The sequence below is a fragment of the Chitinophaga filiformis genome (assembly GCF_021646545.1).
Classification (GTDB): domain Bacteria; phylum Bacteroidota; class Bacteroidia; order Chitinophagales; family Chitinophagaceae; genus Chitinophaga; species Chitinophaga filiformis_A.
Genome location: NZ_JAKIRP010000001.1, coordinates 1,216,800 through 1,233,688 on the forward strand (window position 1 = coordinate 1,216,800; position 16,889 = coordinate 1,233,688).

At 43.3% G+C, this 16,889-nt stretch carries 14 protein-coding genes; 12 read left to right on the top strand and 2 right to left on the bottom strand.

Going from position 1 to position 16,889, the window contains the following annotated elements; translation table 11 throughout:
• From L3C95_RS05045 to L3C95_RS05060, 4 genes are read left to right on the top strand one after another with little or no spacing between them, the layout of a single operon-like run.
• A complete protein-coding gene (locus tag L3C95_RS05045) occupies positions 1-1,278 on the top strand; it encodes a hypothetical protein (RefSeq protein WP_236385675.1) in 1,278 nt (425 codons plus the stop codon).
• A 6-nt stretch (positions 1,279-1,284) separates the two neighbouring features.
• Positions 1,285-2,847 carry a lipopolysaccharide biosynthesis protein gene (locus L3C95_RS05050; RefSeq protein WP_236385676.1) on the top strand — a complete coding sequence of 521 codons (1,563 nt, stop codon included), beginning with the start codon at positions 1,285-1,287 and terminating at the stop codon, positions 2,845-2,847.
• Between the two features lie 16 nt (positions 2,848-2,863).
• On the top strand, positions 2,864-3,940 hold the full coding sequence (locus tag L3C95_RS05055) for a glycoside hydrolase family 99-like domain-containing protein (RefSeq protein ID WP_236385677.1): 1,077 nt from the start codon (positions 2,864-2,866) through the stop codon (positions 3,938-3,940).
• Entirely contained in the window at positions 3,940-5,013 is a 1,074-nt protein-coding gene (locus tag L3C95_RS05060) for a glycosyltransferase family 4 protein (RefSeq protein ID WP_236385678.1), read from the top strand. Before L3C95_RS05055 ends, L3C95_RS05060 begins: the two co-directional genes overlap by 1 nt.
• Here the strand turns inward: L3C95_RS05060 and L3C95_RS05065 are convergent.
• Complete coding sequence (locus tag L3C95_RS05065) at positions 4,995-6,167, bottom strand: glycosyl hydrolase family 28-related protein (RefSeq protein ID WP_236385679.1); 1,173 nt, start codon at positions 6,165-6,167, stop codon at positions 4,995-4,997. The genes L3C95_RS05060 and L3C95_RS05065 overlap by 19 nt on opposite strands.
• A gap of 118 nt (positions 6,168-6,285) precedes the next feature.
• On the opposite strand from L3C95_RS05065, the gene L3C95_RS05070 reads away from it, so the two are divergent.
• The 8 genes from L3C95_RS05070 (at position 6,286) to L3C95_RS05105 (ending at position 16,408) form a co-directional block, all read left to right on the top strand.
• Positions 6,286-7,398 carry an EpsG family protein gene (locus L3C95_RS05070; protein WP_236385680.1) on the top strand — a complete coding sequence of 371 codons (1,113 nt, stop codon included), beginning with the start codon at positions 6,286-6,288 and terminating at the stop codon, positions 7,396-7,398.
• The gene (locus L3C95_RS05075) at positions 7,395-8,501 is read left to right on the top strand and encodes a glycosyltransferase (protein ID WP_262915818.1); all 1,107 of its coding nucleotides are present in this window, start codon (positions 7,395-7,397) and stop codon (positions 8,499-8,501) included. The genes L3C95_RS05070 and L3C95_RS05075 overlap by 4 nt, the downstream gene beginning before the upstream one ends.
• Before the next feature lie 7 nt (positions 8,502-8,508).
• On the top strand, positions 8,509-9,393 hold the full coding sequence (locus L3C95_RS05080; RefSeq protein ID WP_236385682.1) for a glycosyltransferase family 2 protein: 885 nt from the start codon (positions 8,509-8,511) through the stop codon (positions 9,391-9,393).
• A gap of 23 nt (positions 9,394-9,416) precedes the next feature.
• The gene (locus L3C95_RS05085) at positions 9,417-10,556 is read left to right on the top strand and encodes a glycosyltransferase family 4 protein (RefSeq protein ID WP_236385684.1); all 1,140 of its coding nucleotides are present in this window, start codon (positions 9,417-9,419) and stop codon (positions 10,554-10,556) included.
• Between the two features lie 75 nt (positions 10,557-10,631).
• Positions 10,632-11,744, top strand: a complete 1,113-nt coding sequence (gene gmd / locus L3C95_RS05090; RefSeq protein ID WP_236385686.1) for a GDP-mannose 4,6-dehydratase — start codon at positions 10,632-10,634, stop codon at positions 11,742-11,744.
• A 3-nt stretch (positions 11,745-11,747) separates the two neighbouring features.
• On the top strand, positions 11,748-12,680 hold the full coding sequence (locus L3C95_RS05095; protein ID WP_236385688.1) for a GDP-L-fucose synthase family protein: 933 nt from the start codon (positions 11,748-11,750) through the stop codon (positions 12,678-12,680).
• 157 nt (positions 12,681-12,837) lie between these two features.
• The gene (locus tag L3C95_RS05100) at positions 12,838-14,412 is read left to right on the top strand and encodes a hypothetical protein (RefSeq protein WP_236385689.1); all 1,575 of its coding nucleotides are present in this window, start codon (positions 12,838-12,840) and stop codon (positions 14,410-14,412) included.
• Between the two features lie 94 nt (positions 14,413-14,506).
• Positions 14,507-16,408 (top strand): ABC-F family ATP-binding cassette domain-containing protein, encoded by a 1,902-nt coding sequence (locus L3C95_RS05105; RefSeq protein WP_236385690.1) that lies wholly within the window; start codon positions 14,507-14,509, stop codon positions 16,406-16,408.
• Positions 16,409-16,467: 59 nt separating this feature from the next.
• Here the strand turns inward: L3C95_RS05105 and L3C95_RS05110 are convergent, their stop codons facing one another.
• Complete coding sequence (locus tag L3C95_RS05110; RefSeq protein WP_236385691.1) at positions 16,468-16,803, bottom strand: hypothetical protein; 336 nt, start codon at positions 16,801-16,803, stop codon at positions 16,468-16,470.
• Between the last annotated feature and the right edge of the window lie 86 nt (positions 16,804-16,889).

The window sequence follows — 16,889 nt, forward strand, 5'->3', positions numbered from 1 at the left end:
ATGTCTGATAGGAATGAGGAGTATTTGTTAGCGTATCTGTCAGAAACGGCAGATGAAGCATTAAAAAGGCATATTGATCTTCTTAAGCTGGAGCTCGATTGGCATATATACCACTATGGCGCGCATTTTAGCCGGCCTAAAGGAAGTGTCGTAAGGGCAAAAATACCTTTACGGAGCCGCTTGCGAAATTGGTATTCCGCTAACTATCAGGATCATTTCAGTGCAGATAAAAGTAATATTTTATCACTTATATACTTCAGCGGGTTCAACAAGCACCTGGAGGACGAGGGGTATAACCTGGTCAGTCCCTATTGGGCGCCCCATGGGAGGAAAGTAGCAGGGAATGCCTCCATCGTAAAAGCGTATCACGAAATTGATAAACACTTACGGGAGAGCAGTTTTAGTTATCTGATGGGAGAACAGTTTCAACAACAGGTAGCCTCTTTCGAACAAATGGTTGCCAGTTACCTGCGTGAAAAAGATCTGAGGGCGGCTTTATTGTTCACAGGGCAGCTTTTTTATTCGAAGGTTGTTATCAACTGTTTCCGTTCGATGAATCGCCCATCTTTTATTTTGTCACATGGCCTTCCTGCTTTTTATCACCATGAAGCTGAAAATAACAGCGACTACCTGGTAGTCTGGGGAGAGCAGGTCAGGCAAAATTACCTGAGAGCAGGCTTAGATCCCGCTAAGGTATTGGTAGCAGGCCATCCATCCTACAGCAGCATTGTAAAAGATAAACAAATACGTTTTGATTTGTCTGATGTGCTGGTATTGCCCAAGGCAATGTCAGCACATCAGCATACTTATGAAGCTATACTGGGAGATCGTGGCAATATTATTGTATATCTGCTGAGAGTAAAAGCGGTTCTACAAAAAGCCGGCATAAAGAGGGCGCGTTTAAGACCTCATCCATCAATGAGTGGAAACTGGTTACTACAGTTCGTCGGGACAGATTTCTATTATCTTGATACCTTGTCATTAAGTGATTCATTGAACAAGGCATCACTTGTGGTAGGCCCGACATCAACGCTGTTGCTCGAATCAATTGGGCATGGTGTTAATTACCTGGTGTATGAACCGGTTACAGCTGAAGGTAAAGACCTGACCGGGTATGAAATCGTACCACCTTTCGATGGATCGGACAAAGATATTCCCGTTGCCAAAACGGATGAGGCTTTGCATGACCTGATCAAAAATAAGGTTGTTGTAAACAAGAAGGCATTGGAGAAATATCTGCGGCCTTTTGACGTGTCTGTTATAAAGAATAAATTATAGAAGAGAATGGCGGAAACTGTAAGTTATATTAATAACTACGTGAAGATATACATATGGAAGCTGGCAGCTTATATAGCAGGATTTGCTTCGCTTGCAATTGTCACCCCCAGGGTCACCAGTTCCGCTGCGCTGTTTGGGATATTCTCTTTTTGCATGTCTCTGAATATTTTCTTTCAATATGCTGACCTGGGATTTATTAACGCCGCCCAGAAATATGCGTCAGAGTACTATGGTCGACGAGACCAGGATGGAGAGATAAAGGTGACCGGTTTTTGCTGCTTCATCTTTACTTTGTTTATCATACCGGTGAGTTTATTCATACTCTGGATTTCTTTTTATCCGGAGTTAATGATCAAGGGGATCTCCTCTTCACCTGAAGAACTGAAGTTGGCTTCGAGGTTACTGTTGGTGTTGTTCCTTTTTTCCCCCGTACTGATAGCGCAGCGTATTATTCAGATCATTTTTGCGGTAAGACTTGAAGATTACTACCCGCAGCGTATCAATATCATCGTGTCACTGATCCGCATCGCCTCAGTATTCTATTTTTTTGGTAATGGAAGATATCTGTTATTCGAGTACTTCCTGTTCTATAATTTACTGACAATTGCCGCCATTCTTGCAAATATTATCATTGCGAAAAAACGGTATAACTATAGTTTTCTTTATCTGTTGAGATGTTGCCGGTTTTCAAAGGAGTTATATAACAAGACTTCCAAACTGGCTTATAATTCTTTCTTTCTATCTCTTTCCTGGATTATTTTTTATGAACTAGACCTCTTGTACATAGGATATTTCCTTGGAAAGAACGAGGTGGCTTATTATGCTATAGGTTTAACATTGCTCCGTTTCTTCAGGGATGCATTCGGAACGTTTTATTATCCTTTTGTTATCAGGTTTAATCACATGGTGGGAAGGAATGAAAATGAGGCATTATCAAATCTGTATAAAACACTGCTAAGAATCGGGGCGCCTATTACGGTGATCCCATCGGTGGCTATGATCGTATTGATGAAGCCATTGATCCTTTCGTGGGTAGGGCCAAATTATGAGGACTCAATTTTTGTGGCCCAGGTACTGGCAACTTCATTTTTACTGAGCTTTATTACCTATCCTGCCGGAGCATTGCTTACAGCCAGGGAACAATTACGGAAGTTATATCTTAATGCTACTATACAGCCCCTGATCTTCGTGACAGGTGTATTGTGTACTCAGCACTTTTTAGGTATTTCGTCCTATGCCCTGTTCAAGAGCCTGGCTATTCAGGTGAATGTGTTCCTGTTTATTTTGTATTCTGCAAGGTACCTGAATATATCCATAGTCAGTTTTTTAAACAGGTACATGAAGCAGTTAATACCATCTGTATTATTTATTATCGGGTTTGGTTATCTGGCGGGTAAGCTGATACATGCGCAGAAGGGATTATATTCTCTTGTCACTGTCGGTATCTGTTTATCTGTAGCTGTTCTTTGTGCTTTCACCATTTATTATTTTGTAGATGTTGAGTTCAAAAATTTCCTCAAGTCCACTTTAGGAAGATTGATGAAAAAGGATAAGCAACAGATAGCATAACTATTATTTTTATAACATGAGTGATATTGTTAGATTAATCGCATTCTATTTGCCTCAGTTTCATCCGATTCCAGAAAACGACGCCTGGTGGGGAAAAGGATTTACGGAATGGACAAATGTTGGCAAAGCCAGAAAGCTGTTCCGCAATCACTATCAACCACGGGTGCCTGCGGATCTGGGTTATTATGATCTGCGATTGTCTGAAGTCAGGGAAGCGCAGGCTGAAATGGCGAGAGAAGCAGGTATAGAAGGATTCTGTTATTGGCATTACTGGTTTGGAAATAAGAGACGTCTGCTAGAGCGGCCGTTTAATGAAGTACTGGCATCAGGAAATCCTGATTTCCCGTTTTGTCTGGGTTGGGCAAATGAGACGTGGAGCGGTATCTGGCATGGTGCAGAAAAGACAATACTGATAGAACAGTTGTATCCGGGAATAGAGGACTATAAAGCGCATTTCTATGAGGTATTGCCTGCGTTTCTTGACAAACGATACCTGACGGTGGACGGAAAGCCAATATTCTTCATCTATCGTCCTTTGCAGTTTAAAGAAATCGGTATTTTTATCGAACTGTGGCAAAAACTAGCGCAGGAAAACGGATTACCAGGAATATACTTTGTAGGACATACCTACTTTTCTGAGGATATACAGACAATACTGGATCTGGGCTACGATGCAGCTAATGTGATCAGGATGCATGATTATGAACGCAGCAGAAAGACCTTACCCATACGTATATTCAGGCGTGTATTTGGTGGACTACGTGTATTTGACTATGGTAAATCGGCAGCACATTTTGTAGGAGAAGAGGAGAAAGCACTGAACTGTATTCCCACTGTCATACCTAACTGGGACCACTCGCCAAGAAGTGGGAAAAGAGCTTTTATTCTTAATAACGCTACTCCTGAGTTGTTCAAAAAGCACTTGGAAGTTACTGTAGATAAAATAAAACATAAACCTCAGCAACACAGGATCGCATTTGTGAAATCATGGAATGAATGGGCTGAAGGCAATTACCTGGAGCCGGATATTGTACATGGCAGGAAATTCCTCGACGCGATAAGAGAAGTGGTCGGCAATAAAAGAAACGCTTAATGAAGATAGTTACAATAAGGCATCGTTTCCCCCATATGGGAGCGCACAGCGGATATGATAATCTTTTCATGCATTTGGAGAAGATGTATGGAAATGATTTTACCACCATCTGGAGGAAGGATGCAACCTTTATGCAACGTGTTTCTGGCCGGGTGTTGAGGCCTGCTTTTAATAGTATGAAACTGGGACCCTTTTACACAGTGCCAAGTATGCTGGCTGAATGGAAGGGATGGAAACTACTTAAAAAAGCGGGAGGTGGAATCATTCATATCGCCTATCTCGAGGATAGCTTTGGTTTATTGGCTTACCTGAAGAAAAATGCCGCTAAATACAAACATATTAAGATAGTGGCTACTTCGCACCAACCTGTTAGCTGGTGGGAGAAGCATCCCGAAAGAATAAAATCGTTACGTGCCCTGGACGCCATGATTGTGTTGTCTACACGTGAACAAGCTTATTTTGACAAGCAATTGCCGGGCAAGGTACATTTTGTAAGGCATGGTATTGACATAGACTTTTTTACACCCGGGAAAGAATATCAGCAGAACAAAACGTGTATGTTCACTGGTAACTGGTTCAGAGATATACCCTGCCTGATCGATGTTGTGAAACGTGTAACTGAAAAAGATAACACGATCAGGTTTGAAATAGTGAATCATTTTGTAGATGATCCGGCTCATCCGATTAGTCAGCTTCGTGCGTTCAAAAACGCAGTGTTTCACCGTAATATTTCTGACGAAAGCTTGTTGGGGTTGTATCGAAGCGCAGATCTTTTATTGCTGCCTTTGATTGAAAGCACTGCTAATAATGCGATGCTGGAAGCTACTTCCTGTGGATTGCCCATCGTTACCACTGATGTTGGTGGTGTAAGAGACTATACAAGCCGCGGTTTCTGTGACTATGCAGAGAAAGGTAACGCAGCGAAACTGGCTGAATATGTTTTAGGTGCAGTGCAGGCTCCTTCAGAATTGAAGGAGCGGCGTCTGAACGCAAGACATTACGCAGAACAATACCTGGACTGGCAAGTACTTGCTAAGGAAGTAGCGGGTATCTATCAAAGCCTTCTTGCCTGATTGGCAGATCTGTTCACTTTCAGGTTTGCCGGCAGTGCCATCATCTGGTTTGCATCTGTCACATTTGTTCCTACAAAAGTGTTTCCAGTGATATTTGTACCCTGATATGTTGAAGTTGATTTACCGGCAAGCATGATGAACTTCCGGTCTCCTACGATTGTCTTAAGCTTATATTTAGCAATTTCGTCGTTATAAGAGAATTGATTGTCTTTGATAGTTGTTGAATTGGTTGCCCAGTCTTTTGCAAGCCAGAAATAAATACCAACATTACTTCCCGACAACTTGTTATTGGCGATGAGATGACCACCTTTATCGGTTTCGATATGTATATTCCTGTCGTAACCATTGATGGTATTGTTGGTGATCTTTGCATTGGCGCAGTCATTCTCCAATACAATTCCTCCTCTGCCGAAGTGCTGGGTTTTCGCAAGATCGTTATAGATATAGTTGTCGTTGATCACCGCATTCCGGTAGCCCCATACGGCAATACCATCGCCGTAGTTGTCATAAGAAAATTTGCTCTTATCCTTTGGATCATAAAAGTCCTTCGTAGGATTCAGTCCCCAGCAGTTAAGGATCTTGTTATTGCTGATAGTTACGGATGTTTGAAGAGAGCTATCATCAATATCTTTCATCAATACTACCCATATAGCAGAGCCATATATATTCGCGAAAGTATTATTGACAATTTTGATATTCTTCAGATTCGTTGTGAAAATGCCGTATGCACCGGAAGGGTCATCATAATATGCTGCCTGCGGTTTTGGCAATCTGCTGCCATCTATCTTGAGCCCTTCAACGGTAAGACTGCCGAAAGGCTTTTTGCTTTTATCTCCATTATTGCAGTAAATATAGTATCGCTTTGCATTTGGATAGATAGTGGCGTTTGCGTCACCTTTGAGTTTTATCGGTACATCTGAAGCATAATATAAATAAAGGTTATTGCTGATCTTATAATCTCCGGCAGGGAAGTAGGCTGTGCCACCGGTTCGGATGATGGCATCCAAAGCGCTTTGAATCGACTTGGTGTCATCTGTATTACCATCTCCTTTGGCTCCAAATGACTTCACATTAACTTGTCTGTCGGATTGCGCTGATACAGCAAATACATTTGCCAGAACCAGAAATATCGCTAAAGCGTACTTAGCTGCCATGGATTTATAATTTAATGATTTCAAATATACCTAAATCGTGCCAACTAATAATTGGTTAAGTACGCTGGTTTTACGATTTTTGATGAATCTTTAACAGTCATAGTTTATTGACCATTACATGGCTATATATATAGTTTTCTATGTCGCAATGTTATTCCCGGGCGTTTGGGCAATAATTAAGAAGCCATTATGGTTACATAAAGCATTACTCATCTTCATGTTCCTGAGCTTGTGGTTGTTCTGTGGATTCAGGAATGAAGTTGGGCCAGACTGGGGTTCATACAAGGAGATTTTAACATACGACTTTAGTTTCTGGCAGATAGTGAGTATGCAGGCCGTTAAGGAGGCTGCAGTGGAGCCGTTATATTTGTTGCTTGAATGGGCAGTGAAACTGTTCAATGGTGGCATTAATGAGCTGAATATTATTCTTTGCCTGATCACCCTTATACTGGTGTTTAAGACCTTGCGCCGCCTGGAATGTTTTCCTCTGTTGGGCGTGCTCATATTTATGGCGCATGGTTATTTCTTCCTGTTCTCACAGCTAAGGCAGGGGATTGCCATCGGTCTCTTTTTTTATGCTGTTCCTTATATACAGGAGGGCAATTTCAAAAAGTACCTGATCTTTATGCTACTGGCAACAGGTTTCCACTTTTCCGCGCTGGTACTGATTCCGCTCTATTTTCTGTTCAGAAAACGTTTCCCGTATTTTTATATCGTGCCGTTTATCTTTTTGTCGATCGTTTTTCAACAGATACATGCTGTTAACCTTATACTCACTGCACTAGTAAATCTCACGGGCAATCCTATTCTGGTAAAATATTATGAACTGTATATTGTAAAGAAGCTGTTTGAAGGCAACGCAACATTGACCACCTTAATGGTAGAATGGCTGGGGTGGCTGGTGGTGCTTACTGTGTTCAAAAAACGACTGCTGGAAGTTCACCCGCATTTTAATGTTTTTTATAATATCAGCTGGATAGGATTGTGCTTGTATATCGCATTTGCAGACATTGCGGTTTTTGCGAGGATCGCGGGGTATTTCAGGGTATCTTTTATGGTACTTTTGCCTTGTATCCTGTACCTGATGAAAGATACAATGCACAAAGTATTCTTTTTTATTATAATTACTATTTTTATCTTTATCCGTTGGTATACACCGATAAAGAGTGATGAAACGAGCGATGGCAAAAACAGATTTGTCCCCTATCGCAATATTATTCTTGGAACATGAAGATAGCTTATATAATTACAACGTTGGGGTACGGGGGAGCTGAAAAAATGTGCATGGACCTTTGCAATGAAGTAGCAACTTACCCTGATTGTGAAGTATACCTTATCTCACTTTTTGACCACACACCAGGACAGCGAGGTTTATCAGAGCTGAATAAAAAGATAAAATTTATTACGGCTGGTAAAAAGCCAGGTATTGACCTCAGTACTTTCTCCAGATTAGATAAGATTTTATCTGATCTAAAGCCGGATGTAGTGCATACGATGCTTACCGGCCTGTTTTATGGGGCTAAGTACATCTGGAAAAACAGGAATAACCATAATATCCGCTTTGTTCATACTGTTCACAACGTTGCGAAGGAAGATGTGCATTATGCACTGAACTACGTACACCGTTTGTTACTGCAGAAAGTGAATATTCTGACCGTAGCATTAACGCAGGAAATAAAGGAAACTATCCGGGAATACTACAAAGTAAATGACGCCCATGTCATTTTCAATGGAGTGCCTGTGCCAGTACTTTCTGATAAGCTGAAAGAAGCTGGTAGTCAAATCAGCCAGTTTAAAAAGGATGAGCACACCAGAGTGTTCATTAACCTCGGCAGGATCCATCCGCAGAAAAATCAGCAGATGCTGATCCAGGTCTTTAAGAGGCTGGAAGATAAAAATGTGGTGGCACTGATATTGGGTGACTGTACAGAACAGAATAAGCCGTTGCTGGAAAAGCTGACAGCTGCTGCCGGTAAAAATGTGCACATCCTGGGTAAGAAAAATAATCCGCTGGACTACCTTTACCATTCCGATGTCTTTTCTATGACCTCTATCTTTGAAGGATTACCTATATCATTGCTGGAAGCCTTATCCTTGGGAAAGGTATCCATCTGTACGCGAGTAGGTGGTATTCCCAGTGTAGTGGAAAATGGCGTAAATGGTATTCTTACTTCCGAGGTGGATGAGGAAGTATATTACCAGGCAGTTCTGGAATATCTGCAAATGAATGAGCATGCAATAAAGGCAATGCAACAGAAAGCGAAAGAGACCTTCGAGCAAAAGTTCACTATGTCTTCCTGTGCAAAAGCATACATGCAATTATATATCAAGTAGTAGAAGTATGAAGAATATCGAGGATATCTGTGTCACCATAGCAATTCCGGTTTATAATTCAGAGAAAGTGATCGCTGATACTGTTCGGTCCATCTTTGCCCAGACACATAAAAACTGGAAACTGATATTAGTCAATGATGGCTCAACAGATAAAACAGCAGAATGGCTAAGCCGGATCCAGGACGACCGGGTCACTTATATCGATTCTGAGAATAAGGGTTATGTGCATTGGTTGAATTATTTCATCGAGGTTGCCGATACTCCTTATTATGCCAGAATGGACGCCGATGATATCATGCATCCTGAACGTATCGAGAAACAACTGCGTTTCCTGGAGGAGAATCCCTCTGTAGATCTGATCGATACTACTATCTATACCATGGATCTTGAGACTATGCCCGTAGGTATCAGGAACACAAAAGATATTGATTTTACACCCAGTGTAATGTTGAACAGTGGAGTGCTCACACATCCCAGTGTGATGGGGCGCACTGCTTGGTTTAAAGCAAACCGCTACGATACTTACTATTACAGGTCGGAAGATCAGGAACTATGGTGCCGTACGTTTGAAACATCGACCTTTGCAAGGATAAAAGAACCACTGTTAATATACAGGGAAGGAAAGGTCTCTATTAAAAACTACGCATGGAGTATTGAAAGTACCAAAAAGATCATCCGGAATTACGGACCCAGGTACTATTCGCCTTTTACTATAAAGACCATGTTGCTAAAACAGGATATGAAAGTGCTTATTTACAGGTTGTTCACTTTCTTTTCTAAACAGGATATTCTTACCAAACGCAGGAACCAGCCATTAACAGCAGCGCAGCATGAACATGCAATGAGCATTATAACAAACAACAAAAAAGTGATCGTTCCGCTGCGGGACTAACATACAATTGAGTTTATAAAAATATGAGCACTTCCAATCTGAAGATTTTATTTACTGGAAATACCTCCTGGAGTATGTACAACTTCAGGAGAGGAGTTATGAAAGATCTTCAGGAAAGAGGATATGATATCATAGTGGCCGCTCCCCCGGATGAATATTCGGATAGACTGGTGGCAATGGGATTTCGTTTTATTCCTTTGAAGCAACTGAAATCCAAAAGCTATAATCCGCTGAACGATTACTTCCTCTACAGGGAGTTGTACGGCATATTAAAAGAACACAGACCTTCCATCGTATTCAATTATACCATCAAGCCGAATATCTATGGAGTATATGCGGCCAGCCGCCTGAAAATACCTGCTTTTGCAGTGGTGACGGGATTGGGGTATGTATTCACACACAATAATCTTATTTCGCTGGCGGCACAGCAACTTTATAAGCGCATCTTAAACAAAGCAAACGAGATCTGGTTCCTGAATGCTGATGATCAGCGGACGTTTATCGAGACGAAGATCGCACCGGAAGAAAAGACCTTTCTGCTGCCAGGAGAAGGTATCGATACGGATCAGTTTAATGTCACCGCAGATACAGTCCAGGCTGGCGACCATCCAACAAGGTTTATCCTCGTTGCTCGCATGATATTTGATAAAGGAGTAAAGGAATTTGTTGACGCATCCCGCATACTGAAGAATAAAGGTCATAAATTTGAAAGCTCTTTATTGGGCTTTATGGATGTGATCAACCCTAAAGCTATTTCACGTCAGCAAATGAATGAGTGGACCGAAGAAGGTGTGATCAGCTATCTCGGTGTAACAGACAATGTGTCAAAGTTCATAGAGCAGACAGACTGCGTTGTGCTTCCTTCTTATTATTCCGAAGGTATACCCCGTACCCTCATGGAAGGAGCAAGCATGAAGAAGGTGGTTATTACAACCAATAATGTAGGTTGTAAAGAAGTTGTTGATGATGGTATCACTGGTTTCCTTTGCAATAAGAAAGACGCAGCTGATCTGGCAGAAAAAATGGAACGGGTCATTAACCTGGCTCCGCATGAACGGAAGGTAATGGGGGAAAAAGGACGTGAAAAGATGATCAACTCTTTTGACGAAAGGATCATTAAGGCTATCTACTTAAATAAGATTAAGGCAGTACAGCCGTCTTAATATAGGTACTGATACAAGTATATCTTACGCTATTTAAGATTGTATTGTTATATTCGTCAGGTAATAACTCCAACCATGAAGACTGCTCTCGTTACTGGCATCACCGGACAAGACGGCGCTTATCTGAGCGAACTGCTTTTACATCAGGGCTACAAGGTCCACGGTATAAAACGCCGTAGCTCCCTGTTCAACACCGACCGTATTGATCACCTCTACCAGAATCCCCAGGATGAAGATGTACGTTTTAAGCTCCATTATGGCGATCTCACTGACTCAACGAACCTGATCCGCATTATCCAGCAGGTGCAACCGGATGAAATATATAATCTCGGCGCCATGAGCCATGTGCAGGTGAGCTTTGAAACGCCCGAATACACCGCTAATGCCGATGGTATCGGTACCTTGAGGATACTGGAAGCAATACGCCTGCTGGGCTTAACACAGAAAACCAAAATATACCAGGCATCGACTTCTGAGTTATATGGCTTGGTACAGGAAGTGCCACAATCAGAAAGAACGCCCTTCTACCCGCGTTCTCCTTACGCAGTAGCCAAGATGTATGCATACTGGATCACGGTCAACTACCGGGAAGCTTATAATATGTACGCCTGCAACGGTATCCTGTTTAATCATGAAAGCCCCTTACGCGGGGAGACTTTCGTGACCAGGAAGATCACTCGTGGTGTAGCGCAGATAGCGTTGGGTATGCAGGATAAATTATATATGGGTAACCTGAATGCACAACGCGACTGGGGCCATGCAAAAGATTATGTGGAGGCTATGTGGCGTATCCTGCAGCAGGACCAGCCGGAAGATTATGTTATCGCCACTGGTATTACTACGCCTGTAAGGGATTTCATCAGGATGGCCTTTGAAGAAGCGGGAATAGAGATCGAGTTTAAAGGCGACGGTGTTCATGAAAAGGGTATTGTCAGAAGTGTCGAAGCTGATGTAACAGCCGTAAGCCCGGGGCAGGAAGTTGTGGCTGTCGATCCAAGATATTTCAGGCCTACAGAAGTAGACCTTTTGATTGGGGATCCTGCCAAAGCTCAAACGAAGCTGGGATGGAAACCCAGGTATGATCTGCCTGCCCTGGTGAAAGAAATGGTGCATGCAGATCTGGAATTGTTCCGCCGGGAGAAACTACTCAAAGAAGCAGGATTTAAGATATTTAGTCAATACGAATAGTCTATGAAACAAACAGATAAGATCTATGTAGCCGGGCACAGGGGAATGGTAGGCTCTGCTATTGTAAGGCGCCTGCAAAAGGATGGCTTTAATAATATTGTGACAAGGACTTCCGCAGAGCTGGACTTACGTAACCAGGAGGCCACTGCGGCATTCTTCGCCGAAGAAAGCCCGGATTACGTTTTCCTGGCAGCAGCGAAAGTAGGGGGTATCGTAGCGAATAACACCTTCAGGGCGGAATTCATCTATGAGAACATCATGATACAAAACAATGTGATCCATCATGCTTATCTGAATAATGTAAAGAAACTGATGTTTCTGGGATCTTCCTGTATATATCCTAAGCTGGCGCCTCAGCCTCTGAAAGAGGAATACCTGCTGACGGGATTACTGGAACCTACAAATGAACCATACGCTATTGCAAAGATCGCAGGTATCAAAATGTGTGATGCATACAGGGCACAATATGGCTGTAACTTTGTATCGGTAATGCCCACTAATCTGTATGGCCCCAATGATAACTATGATCTGAAAAACTCACATGTACTTCCGGCATTACTGCGTAAATTCCATGAAGCGAAGAAGAACAATGCAGCAGAAGTGGTGGTATGGGGTACAGGTACGCCATTACGGGAATTCCTCCATGCTGATGATATGGCAGATGCATGTTTCTATCTTATGCAACACTATAATGAAGAAGGATTGGTGAACATAGGTGTCGGGGAGGACATCAGCATCAAAGATCTGGCATTGCTCGTGAAAAAGATAACAGGTTATGAAGGCGCGCTGGTATTCGATACCACCAAACCAGACGGCACACCGAGAAAACTAATGGACGTGAACAAGCTGCATGGCTTCGGATGGAAGGCCACCATAGGGCTGGAAGAAGGTATCGCCAGGGTATATGCAGATATTAGAGACACTGTGCTGGTGTGAGTGCTCCTTGATTTTTTTGATTGATTTCATCTTTGGCTTTTGGAATATATGAGCTTAAACTATAAAGTATGAAAGAAAGGAATTGATCAACAGAATATACAACTATGGCCTAACCGCTAAACGCTTATATTTGCAGCGGCAAGCAAATTCTTTCTTTATGTTCAAGAAATGTATCACCCCTGTGTTTGTTCTGGTTTGCTTAAGTATCCCTTTTAGCTATACTGCACATGCACAAAGTATCGGGCGCCAGTATTCACTGGGCTTTTACCAATCCGGATCAGACATTAAAGGTTATCACTCGTCACTGAGAGATTACTCTATTGAGCCCAGCTTCGATCTTCCCAAAGGAGATACGACACGTAAGCAAAGCTGGCTGTACAGAAAACTGTTCCGTGAACATCTGTTAGAGGTTCACGATGACGACTACACATTTTACGCCAGCATTCTGCCAGATCTGATCGTAGGTCACAGCAGTGACAATGGTACAAACTGGGTAAATACACGTGGTGTTATTGCCGGTGGTACCATCGGAAAGAACCTGACGTTCAGGGCAGAGTTCTACGAAAACCAGGCTAAGATGCCAGCCTACCTCGACGCGTTTGGCAGGGCCAATAAGATCGTACCGGGGCAGGGCGAATGGAAGGGGTATTCTAATAATACAGCCTTCGACTATGCATATTCTTCTGCACTGATCGATTATAAAGCCGGAAAACATTTTGTGTTCCAGCTGGGATATGACAAGAACTTCATCGGAGACGGTTATCGCTCTATGTTACTGTCTGATGCGGCTTTCAACTATCCTTTCCTTAAAATTATTGCCAATGTGGGCCGGGTCCAATATACCACGATGTGGTCCCAGTTTATAGATATGCAATATCCTAAGGCTTCCTACGATAACGGCTACAGGAAGAAATGGGGCGTATTCAATTACCTGGACTGGAATGTAAGCAAAAAAGTCTCTATAGGTTTATTTGAAGCGGTGATCTGGCAGGATTCCGACTCTACAGGCAAACGCGGATTTGATGTCAGCTATCTGAACCCGATCGTTTTCCTCCGTCCTGTGGAATTCTCTGTAGGCTCTCCTGATAATGCGCTGTTAGGTCTGAATGTGAAATATGCACCGTCCAGGAACAGTACATTCTACGGACAGTTCATCCTGGATGAATTCAAGTTCAGTGAAATAACTGCCGGTAAAGGCTGGTGGGCTAACAAATATGGCGGCCAGGTAGGTTTCCGTTCTAACAGCATCTTTAAAGTGGCTAACCTGAACTTCCTGACAGAAGTGAATGCCGCGAGACCATATACATATTCGCAGCGTACCACACTGAATAACTATGGTCACTATAATCAGCCACTGGCTCACCCAATGGGGGCCAACTTTGTGGAATGGGTGAATATCGCAGACTATAGGTATAAGCGCTTGTTCCTCCGTGGTCAGATCACCCTGGCGAAGTACGGACTGGACACAGCCGGTGTGAACTATGGTAAAGACATTAATAAATCCTATACCACCCGTACAGTGGATTTTGGAAACCATATTGGCCAGGGGCTTAAGACCAATCTGCTATATGTACAGGGTACCGCAGCTTATCTGCTAAATCCAAAGTACAATCTTAGAGTCGAGGCATCCGTTACCGCCAGAAGGGAAAGCAATAGTCAGTGGAAGAACAGTGAGCTGATTTTCCAGGTGGGTCTGAGAAGCTCCTTCCGTCAGCTGTATTATGATCTATAAGTAATAGAAAAGTAGTTTTAGCGCCTCCCGGTCAGCCGGGAGGCTTTTTTATTTCCACCTGCGAGGCATCCTGACATTTTACTAACTTCGCGCCATGCATTACGTTACGGTAGAAGGACTCACAAAAACTTTTGGCGCAGGGCCGCTTTTCAAGGACATTTCTTTCCATATAGAAGAAGGAGACAAGATCGCGCTGGTAGCTCTGAATGGCGCCGGCAAATCGACATTACTCCGGATCCTCTGTGGACAGGAATCGCCGGATGCCGGTACCGTCTGGATCCATAAAGATGTGACGGTGGTAATGCTTGAGCAGCAGTCTGCTTTTGAACCGGGAAAATCCATTTCTGAACATATGTTTTCCCAGTCCCATCCGGTATTGGCTGCTATCAGGGACTACGAAATACTAACGGACGATCAGGAAGAGGAGCCAGACGTTGATAAGCTGACCAAAGCCATCGAGCGTATGGATGAGCTGAACGCATGGCATTTCGACTCCAAAGTGAAGCAGATTCTCGGAAAACTGAATATTCATCACCTGGATCAGAAAATGGGCAACCTTTCCGGAGGACAGCTGAAGCGTGTGGCGCTTGCCAAAGTGTTGATAGACATCGGGTTTGAACACCGCCATACACTCCTGATCATGGACGAACCTACCAACCACCTGGATGTTGGTATGATCGAATGGCTGGAAAACTACCTCGACCAGGAGAATGTAACCCTCTTGCTGGTAACGCACGACCGTTACTTCCTGGACAGTGTCTGCAATGAGATCATGGAAATTGACCAGCAACAGCTGTTCATTTACAAAGGAGACTACGAGAACTACCTGGAAAAGAAAGCAATCCGTGAAGAGCAGGATAAGGCGAGTGTGGAGAAGGCCAGGAACGTGTTCCGTAAGGAGTTGGAATGGATCAGGAAACAACCCAAGGCCCGGACGACAAAATCCAAATCCCGTATAGACGCTTTTGAAGAGGTAAAGGAAAGGGCCAGCGTACGGCTGGAAAAACAGCAGCTGGAACTGAATGTGAAAATGACGCGTCTGGGTGGAAAGATCATAGAGCTGAAGAAAGTATACAAGTCCTTCGGTGATCTTAAGATCCTGAAGGGATTCGACTATACATTCAAAAAGGGAGAACGTGTAGGTATAGTAGGAAAGAACGGAGTCGGAAAGTCGACCTTCGTGAATATGCTGCTAGGACTTGAACAGCCGGATTCCGGTAAGATCAATACGGGCGAAACGGTAGTGTTTGGTAACTATGATCAGCGAGGACTGATTGTGAAGGAAGACATGCGGGTGATAGAGTTCGTTAAGAACATTGCCGAGAACTTCCCCCTGGCGGATGGTACAAAAGTCAGCGCAGCGCAGTTTTTGCAACTGTTCCTCTTTACTCCTGAAAAACAGTATACCTACATCTCCAAGCTAAGCGGAGGAGAGAAAAGAAGATTACATCTGTTGAGCATCCTTTTCCGCAACCCGAACTTCCTGGTATTGGATGAACCGACGAACGATCTCGACCTGCCTACGCTAAGCATCCTGGAAGAGTTCCTGCAGTCTTATCAGGGTTGTATCATTATCGTAAGCCACGACAGGTATTTTATGGATAAACTGGTGGATCACCTGTTTGTGTTTGAAGGTGGTGGAGAGATACGCGACTTCCCGGGAAACTATACCCAATACAGGGAATGGGAAAAAGACCGTTCTGAAAAAGACAGGGAGGAGGCCCGGGCTGAAAATAAGGCTCCTGAGAAGCCGGTAGCGGCTGCCGCCCCGGTAACAGAGACAAGAAAAATGTCCTTTAAGGAGAAACGTGAACTGGAACTGCTGGAAAAAGACATTGCAGCGCTGGAGGCAGAAAAGAAGGAGATAGATGCAAAGATGAGCGCGGGCGACCTGCCTTATGAGCAGCTGGAACCATTATCCCGCCGCATCGGGGAAATTCTCCAGCTGCTGGACGAAAAAGGCATGCGCTGGCTGGAGCTTAGCGAAATGAGTTAATTGTACTGGCAATAAGATAATAAGGGGACGCCGGTATGGACGTCCCCTTACTGTTTTCATTACTTTTCCTGCTTATCGCGTATCTCAGACGGTTTCAGATAAACCTTTTTACCCTTGTCGTCCACGTAGTATTTTCTGTCTGTTTTGTCGATATATACGGTCTCTCCGTTGGGACCTTCCTTGCCTTTATATGTCTTATCGGTGATCTTCATGGCCCCTTTCACGGCCACAGAAGCGGTTTTATTGGCGGTTTTATTAGCTACTGAGGCTGTTTTCTTACCTATTTTTTTTGCTGTACTATCTATGCCCTGGGCTATGCCTTGCTGACCAAAGAAAAGCGCTGACGCTGTAATTGTAGCGGCTAACAGCCCTTTACGCAGTGTTGTTGAATTCATAACTATGATTTTAAAGTTGTGTAAAGTCAATGCGAATATTTTTATTCAATTTTGATGCCAGCAACATCTTCCATATTTTTAGAGGC

Coding starts and splice junctions, on each gene's coding strand:
- L3C95_RS05110 (WP_236385691.1), bottom strand. CDS start 16,803: ATGAATTCAACAACACTGCGTAAAGGGCTGTTAGCCGCTACAATTACA.
- L3C95_RS05080 (WP_236385682.1), top strand. CDS start 8,509: ATGAAGAATATCGAGGATATCTGTGTCACCATAGCAATTCCGGTTTAT.
- L3C95_RS05095 (WP_236385688.1), top strand. CDS start 11,748: ATGAAACAAACAGATAAGATCTATGTAGCCGGGCACAGGGGAATGGTA.
- L3C95_RS05065 (WP_236385679.1), bottom strand. CDS start 6,167: ATGGCAGCTAAGTACGCTTTAGCGATATTTCTGGTTCTGGCAAATGTA.
- L3C95_RS05085 (WP_236385684.1), top strand. CDS start 9,417: ATGAGCACTTCCAATCTGAAGATTTTATTTACTGGAAATACCTCCTGG.
- L3C95_RS05045 (WP_236385675.1), top strand. CDS start 1: ATGTCTGATAGGAATGAGGAGTATTTGTTAGCGTATCTGTCAGAAACG.
- L3C95_RS05100 (WP_236385689.1), top strand. CDS start 12,838: ATGTTCAAGAAATGTATCACCCCTGTGTTTGTTCTGGTTTGCTTAAGT.
- L3C95_RS05075 (WP_262915818.1), top strand. CDS start 7,395: ATGAAGATAGCTTATATAATTACAACGTTGGGGTACGGGGGAGCTGAA.
- gmd (WP_236385686.1), top strand. CDS start 10,632: ATGAAGACTGCTCTCGTTACTGGCATCACCGGACAAGACGGCGCTTAT.
- L3C95_RS05055 (WP_236385677.1), top strand. CDS start 2,864: ATGAGTGATATTGTTAGATTAATCGCATTCTATTTGCCTCAGTTTCAT.
- L3C95_RS05070 (WP_236385680.1), top strand. CDS start 6,286: ATGGCTATATATATAGTTTTCTATGTCGCAATGTTATTCCCGGGCGTT.
- L3C95_RS05050 (WP_236385676.1), top strand. CDS start 1,285: ATGGCGGAAACTGTAAGTTATATTAATAACTACGTGAAGATATACATA.
- L3C95_RS05105 (WP_236385690.1), top strand. CDS start 14,507: ATGCATTACGTTACGGTAGAAGGACTCACAAAAACTTTTGGCGCAGGG.
- L3C95_RS05060 (WP_236385678.1), top strand. CDS start 3,940: ATGAAGATAGTTACAATAAGGCATCGTTTCCCCCATATGGGAGCGCAC.